Annotated in this window: 3 protein-coding genes; all 3 read left to right on the forward strand. The window is 52.9% G+C overall.

Annotated elements, in window-relative coordinates; translation table 11 throughout:
- Positions 1-2 precede the first annotated feature (2 nt).
- Complete coding sequence (locus ACG2E4_RS10095) at positions 3-1,226, forward strand: hypothetical protein (protein WP_395261331.1); 1,224 nt, start codon at positions 3-5, stop codon at positions 1,224-1,226.
- A gap of 156 nt (positions 1,227-1,382) precedes the next feature.
- Positions 1,383-5,990: a glutamate synthase large subunit gene (gltB, locus tag ACG2E4_RS10100; RefSeq protein WP_395276466.1), complete on the forward strand. Its 4,608-nt coding sequence runs from the start codon at positions 1,383-1,385 to the stop codon at positions 5,988-5,990.
- Between the two features lie 131 nt (positions 5,991-6,121).
- Complete coding sequence (locus tag ACG2E4_RS10105) at positions 6,122-7,606, forward strand: glutamate synthase subunit beta (protein WP_395261333.1); 1,485 nt, start codon at positions 6,122-6,124, stop codon at positions 7,604-7,606.
- Positions 7,607-7,837: the final 231 nt, after the last annotated feature.

Consider the following 7,837-nt stretch of genomic DNA (forward strand, 5'->3'; position numbering starts at 1 on the left):
CTATGTCAGAATCGTCACTATTAAAAGAAGACAACAGACCTGGTAATGGTACAGGTCTCAAGCTCCTGAAGAATGAACAACTGCCGCTGCTGGAGCAGCTGGTGGATTCCAGCCGCCGGCTCAACGAAGCCGCACACAAATTGATTGACCGCATTCAGCCGGCTGAACAGGCCGTGCCCCTGTTTATAGCGGGCACAGGCGAAGTTGGAGGCACGTTGATCCGGCTGATTTCCGAACTGGATACCGAGGAGTTCACCCTGGATATTATCGGAGCCTGCAACAGCGAACACTATATCTGGAATGAAGAAGGCATTGATCCCGCACAGGTTATTGAAACACTCCCCGGGGGAGAAGAGACCAATTGGAACCATATTTTGGACAAGCTGACCAAGGAAGGTCCCGAAAAGCTTGTCTTCATCGATGCCACCGGCAGTGCCGAGGTGGCACGACTCTACCCGCCGATACTGGAATCAAATATCCATATTGCCACCCCGAGCAAGCGAGCGAATACATTTGAGCAGGAGTTCTACGAACAGCTTCAACACATAACACAGCACAAGGACGTTGAATTTTGCTACGAACCGACCGTGGGCGCCGGTCTGCCAATCTTATCGACCGTGACCCGCCTGCTTGAAACCGGCGATACCATAACAGAGATATCCGGAGTGGGTTCCGGAACCATGACCTATCTTTTTAACGAGCTGGAGCAGGGCACCCCGTTCAGCAAGGCCGTCATCAAAGCCCGTAAACTAGGATATGCAGAGCCCGACCCAAGGGATGATCTTTCTGGTGAGGATGTGGCCCGAAAATTTCTTACATTAGCACGAACCTTGGGTTTAAAGGTTGAGCGGAGCGAACTGAACATTCAAACTTTGGTACCAGAACATCTTACATCGGTCGACCGGGACACATTTCTCACTGAACTGTCTGAGGTTGATGAGTATTGGAAGTCTAAAATAGAACACGCTAAAGAACGTAATGAAACACTCCGCTACGTCGGCAATCTTACAAATCATGACATATCCGTCGGAATAAAATCGGTACCTCTCGATTCCCCCATCGGGCGTTTAAGTGGTACGGATAATCTGTTTCAGATTACAACAAAACGCTACTCAAACTCCCCTATCGTTATCCAGGGACCAGGCGCCGGAAAAGAAGTAACAGCCGCCGGGGTACTGTCCGATGTCCTAAAAATTGCTCATAAGATCATCGTGTCGAAACATTAAAGGTTCAGGAGCTTTTTTGCTCCTGAACGTAATTGCGGTTCGCTCATTCTCAGCAATGGGTGTATGCAACTCCGGACGGATTTGCAACGAAACCTGTCTGGTATTTACGTTTATAAATTGAAACAACTGTAAGTAAACCGAAACAATTTTATGCACATGTCTGGAATGAACATGCCTCCCAAACAGGGATTGTATGATCCGAAGCACGAACGCGACGCCTGTGGTATCGGGTTCGTGGTGAACATCAAAGGAAAGCAATCCAACAACATAATCAATCAGGCATTAACTGTTCTGCACAACCTGGACCACCGGGGTGCCACCGGCAGTGAAGCCAACACCGGTGACGGAGCGGGAATACTGATCCAAATTCCCCACAAGTTTCTGAAAAAATCCTGCGAAGGACTCGGCATGGACCTGCCGGAACAGGGGCATTATGGAGTAGGAATGATCTTTTTCCCGGGAGATCGTGAAGATCGCCGGCCCTGCGAAAAGATTGTTGAAAAAATCGTTAAAGAAGAGGGGCAGGAAGTGCTTGGCTGGAGGAAGGTGCCCACCGACAATTTTTACCTGGGTAAATCAGCCAAGGAAACCGAACCATCCGTACGACAGATTTTTATCGGCCGAAGTGACGACCTGGAAACCGAACTCGATTTCGAACGCAAGCTGTATATCATACGTCGACGCATCACCCGGGCCATAGAAGAGACGGAGATGGATATTAAGGAAAAAGATTTCTTTTATATCGCCAGCCTCTCCTCGCGTACCATCATATACAAGGGGATGTTGACCTCCACCCAGCTCCGGGAGTTTTATCCCGACCTGCAGGACTCCGAAATGGAGTCGGCCCTGGCACTGGTGCACTCGCGTTTCAGTACCAATACCTTCCCCAGCTGGAAGCTGGCCCACCCCTACCGCTACATGATCCACAACGGGGAGATCAACACCCTGCGGGGCAACCAGAACTGGATGCACGCACGAGAATCGCAGTTTGCATCCGACCTTTTCGGGGATGATATTGAAAAAGTACACCCCGTCATCCAGGAAGACGGAAGTGACTCCGCCAAATTTGACAACGCCCTGGAATTCCTCCGCCTCAGCGGGCGCTCACTACCCCACGCCATGATGATGATGATTCCCGAACCGTGGGAGGGGTATGAAAACATGGATGAACAGAAAAGGGCGTTCTACAAGTATCACAGCTGCCTGATGGAGCCGTGGGACGGACCGGCCTCCATCGCCTTTACCGACGGGGTTCGCGTCGGGGCCACTCTCGACCGCAACGGGCTGCGCCCATCCCGCTACTATGTGACCCGCGACGACATGGTGGTGCTTGCCTCTGAAGCCGGGGTGCTGGATATTCCACCGGAAGATATTATCCAGAAAGAACGACTCCAGCCCGGCCGGATGCTGCTGATCGACACCGAAGAGGGGCGTATTATCAGTGATGAAGAGATAAAACAGGAGATTGCAACCGAACATCCCTACAAAGAGTGGCTCGAGGAGAACTTCGTTACGTTTGATAAAATCACAAAGAACCTGACCCTTGAGGAACCGAAGGTTTCTCACGAGGCGGTCGTCCACCGGCAAAAAGTGTTTGGCTACACGTATGAGGATCTCGAAGTCAACGTGGGTCCCATGGCAGAAAACATGCTGCAGCCGGTGGGAGCAATGGGGAACGATGCTCCACTGGCGGTGCTCTCCAATCAGCCGCAGTTGCTGTACAATTACTTCAAGCAGCTGTTTGCACAGGTCACCAATCCCCCGATCGATCCTATCCGCGAGGAGATGATCACCTCTACAGAGACTACGCTCGGTTCACAGGGCAATATTCTTGATCCGACTCCTGAAAGCTGCCGGCAAATTGAGCTAAAAACCCCGGTATTGAAAAACGAAGAGCTAAAGGCGCTCAAAGATCTGGATATCAAGGGTTTCAAAAGTGTAACCCTGCCGATTTTCTTTGAATCCGGTAGCGGAGGCGAGGGGCTGGAAAAGGCGCTTGACGACCTTTTTGAATCAGCGGATAAAGCGATTGACAACGGTGCCAACATCCTGATTCTCTCTGATCGCGATTTCAGTCGTTCCAAAGTACCGATTCCCGCACTTCTGGCGGTATCGGGGCTGCACCATCACCTGATCCGCACCGGCCAGCGCACCGAAGTCGGTATTGTGCTGGAGTCCGGTGAGCCGCGCGAGACGCACCACTTCTGCCTGCTGCTCGGTTACGGGGTGGAAGCGGTTAACCCCTACATGGCCTACGAAAGCCTGCACGACCTGATCCAGGAAGGCATGCTGGATCTCAGTTTCAAGCGGGCGGTCAAGGGATACAACAAGGCGGTCGTCAAAGGCATCGTCAAGGTGATGTCGAAGATGGGGATCTCGACGATCAAGTCGTACCGAGGTGCCCAAATTTTTGAAGCGCTGGGCATCAACGAAGAGGTGATCGACAAGTACTTTACCTGGACCGACTCCCGTATCGGGGGCATCGGACTGGATACGATTGCCGAAGAAGCCCAGCTGCGACACCGCAAGGCGTTCCCGGAAATTCAGACCAACGGCCAGGTACTGGACGAAGGGGGACAGTACAAGTGGCGCCAGAACAGCGAATACCACATGTATAATCCCGAGACCGTTCACACGCTGCAGTTGGCCAGCAAGACCGGAGACTACAAGCTATACAAAGAATTTGCCAGCCTGGTCGACGACCAGTTTGATCCCCCGCCGACGTTGCGGCACCTGTTGGACTTCAAATACAGCGAGGAGGATGCGATTCCGCTCGAGGAGGTAGAATCGGTGGAATCGATCTGCAAACGATTTAAAACCGGTGCAATGTCATACGGCTCTATCAGCCAGGAGACCCACGAAGCACTGGCTATCGCCATGAATCGCATCGGCGGGAAAAGCAATACCGGTGAGGGAGGCGAAGATCCCGCCCGGTACACCATCGATGAAAACGGCGATGACAGAAACAGCCGGATCAAGCAGGTTGCTTCCGGTCGGTTTGGCGTTACCAGCCAGTACCTGACCGAAGGCGACGAAATACAGATTAAGATGGCCCAGGGCGCCAAGCCCGGCGAAGGAGGAGAGCTGCCCGGACGAAAAGTCTATCCGTGGATCGCCAAGGTACGACTTTCCACTCCGGGCGTGGGACTTATCTCCCCGCCGCCCCATCACGATATCTACTCGATTGAGGACCTGGCTCAGCTTATTCACGATCTTAAGAACTCCAACAAGAATGCCCGTATCAATGTTAAACTCGTCTCGGAGGTCGGCGTCGGTACAATTGCGGCCGGGGTTTCCAAGGGACATGCCGACGTCATCCTGATCAGTGGAAATGACGGCGGCACCGGGGCCTCTCCGCAGACCAGCATCAAGCATGCCGGTTTGCCGTGGGAGCTCGGACTTTCCGAGACCCACCAGACGCTGGTGCTCAACAAGCTGCGCAGCCGCGTGGCCCTCGAGACCGACGGGCAGATCAAAACCGGGCGCGATATCGCTATTGCGGCGCTGCTCGGTGCGGAAGAGTACGGCTTCGGAACCAGCGCGCTCATTACGCTGGGCTGCATCATGATGCGGGTCTGCCACCTGGATACGTGTCCGGTGGGTATCGCCACGCAAAACCCCGAGCTGCGTCACAACTACAAGGGAGATCCACAAAACGTGGTCAACTTCATGAAATTTGTTGCCCGGGATCTCCGCGAGCACATGGCCAGACTCGGCTTCCGTTCTGTTGATGAGATGATTGGCCGCACCGATAAACTGAGACAGCGGGAAACCGACCACTGGAAAGGCCGGTATCTGGATCTTTCTCCCATCCTGCATCGACCCGAAAATGCCGACGAGGTAGGAACACGGAAAATGATCGACCAAAATCACGGGCTGGAAAACTCCCTCGACGTTCAGACGCTGATGGATATCGTGGAACCGGCGCTGAACGACAAGGAGCCGGTCAAGGCGAAACTGCCGATCAAAAATATCAATCGGGTGGTCGGCACAATTGTCGGCAGCGAAGTGACGCGCCGATACGGTGCGGAGGGACTGCCGGAAGATACCATCCACCTGCATTTCAAGGGTTCCGCCGGGCAGAGCTTCGGAGCGTTTATCCCCAACGGCATGACGCTTGAGCTGGAAGGCGACGCCAACGACTATTTCGGCAAGGGCCTGTCGGGAGGAAAACTCATTCTCAAGCCTTCTGCGGGATCCCTGTTTACGCCGGAAGAGAATATCATAGTCGGTAATGTTTCGCTGTATGGAGCGACCAGCGGCGAAGCCTACATCCGGGGAATGGCCGGAGAACGTTTCTGCGTGCGAAATAGTGGTGTGCATGCGGTTGTTGAAGCAGTGGGTGATCACGCCTGTGAATATATGACCGGCGGACGTGTAGTTGTGCTCGGTCCCACAGGCCGTAATTTTGCGGCCGGCATGTCTGGCGGTATCGCCTACGTGCTGGATCTCGACAACACATTTGAGGAACACTGCAATACCGAAATGGTATTCCTGCAACAGCTCGAAAATGAAGATGAAATCCGAAATGTAGAACAAATGATTCGTCGCCACGGCGAATATACCGACAGCAACAAGGCCTGGAAAGTGCTCGCAAAATGGGACAAGATGGTCCCCCACTTCGTAAAAGTTCTGCCCAAGGATTACAAGCGGATGCAGGATTCTATCGAAGAAGCTGAAAAGCAGGGACTTTCCGGCGAAGAGGCCGCACTTGAAGCCTTCTACACCAACAAAGAAGACAAGGCACGTGCAAGCGGAAACTAACTGATATTCCAAGCCTGCAGAGGATAGATGAGGACGCCATGTGCTGTACTTTTCGTGCGATCTCTGCGGCTGACACAAAATTTCATAACGAAATTTCTAAACGGTAAACGATACAAATATTATAGATTATTATGGGTAAACCGACCGGATTTATGGAATATGATCGTCAATCGATTCCATATAAAAAACCAGAAGACCGGATTAAAGACTGGGACGAGTTCTATGTCGAACTCAGTGAAGAAGAACTCCAGAAGCAGGGAGCCCGCTGTATGGACTGCGGGATCCCGTTTTGCCACACCGGCATCGAGCATAACGGGAAAGCGCTCGGCTGCCCGATCAACAACCTGATTCCGGAGTGGAACGACCTGGTCTATCGCGGAAAGTGGAAAGAAGCCCTTCACCGCCTGCACAAAACCAATAATTTTCCCGAATTTACCGGCCGTGTTTGCCCCGCTCCCTGCGAAGGCTCCTGCGTGCTCGGCATTACAGATCCCCCGGTAGCGATCAAAAGTATTGAGCAGGCTATCATCGACAAGGGGTTTGAGGAGGGATGGGTCAAACCGAATCCCCCCGAAAAGCGGACCGACAAAAAAGTGGCCGTCGTGGGATCAGGTCCCGCAGGACTGGCCGCAGCTGCCCAACTTAATAAAGCAGGGCACAACGTAACGGTATATGAGCGCGACGATCGGATCGGCGGATTGCTCACCTACGGTATTCCGAATCCAAAGCTGGACAAAGCTGTTGTAAAACGCCGTGTTGACCTGCTGGCAGAAGAGGGCATCGAATTTATCACCAATACCGAAATCGGTACCGACATCCCCGCACCCGAACTTACAAAGAATTACGATGCTGTTATCCTGGCCGGGGGAGCTACCAATCCCCGGGATCTGCCTATCGAGGGCCGTGAGCTTAACGGCATACATTTCGCCATGGAATTTCTCCACGCGAACACCAAAAGCCTGCTCGACTCCAACCACGAAGACGGTAACTACATATCAGCAGAAGACAAAAATGTGATCGTCATCGGCGGAGGCGATACCGGTACCGACTGTGTGAGTACCGCAATGCATCACGGCTGCAAAAATCTCACCCAGTTTGAGATTCTGCCCAAACCACCAAACAGCCGCGCCGAGGACAATCCCTGGCCCGAATGGCCCAACATCTACAAGATTGACTACGGGCAGGCGGAAGCCAAGGAGAAGTTCGGCGAAGACCCCCGCGAATATCAGGTGATGACCAAGAAATTTGAAAGTGACGGCAACGGAAATGTAAAAGCACTTCACACCGTGCGGGTCGAATGGAAGACGGGGGAAAACGGCAGTATGAAGCCTGTCGAAATCGAGGGTACGGAGAAGGTCTGGAAAGCCGATCTCGTGCTGCTGGCCATGGGCTTTCTCGGGCCGGAAAGTCCCGTACTGGAACAACTGGAGGTGGAACGCGATGATCGCTCTAACGCCAAGGCGGAACACGGCGACTACCATACCAACGTGGAGGGCGTGTTTGCCGCCGGAGACATGCGCCGAGGACAAAGTCTCATCGTGTGGGCCATCAACGAAGGCCGCGGAGCCGCCCGCGAATGCGACCGCTGGCTGATGGGACATACTGAACTTCCCTGAGAATTAGGAATGAAAAATGAAGAATTGGGAATTGGAGCCCGGAATTTTGTTTCCGGGCTTTTTCTATCAGTGACCCTTATCTCGTCGCGCCCCTCTGGTGCGTAACATCTGCGCCCGGGAGCTCCGAATTCTTAAATAACGTGAGTTCGAGATAAGAAAAGTACTTATTTCGAATAAAAAAGCGGAAGATTCAGTATATTTAAGTCGTTGCGCAACATAAACTTAACCAAA

The sequence above is a fragment of the Halalkalibaculum sp. DA384 genome, assembly GCF_043951955.1.
In the GTDB taxonomy this organism is placed as follows: Bacteria; Bacteroidota; Rhodothermia; order Balneolales; family Balneolaceae; genus JAMQKA01.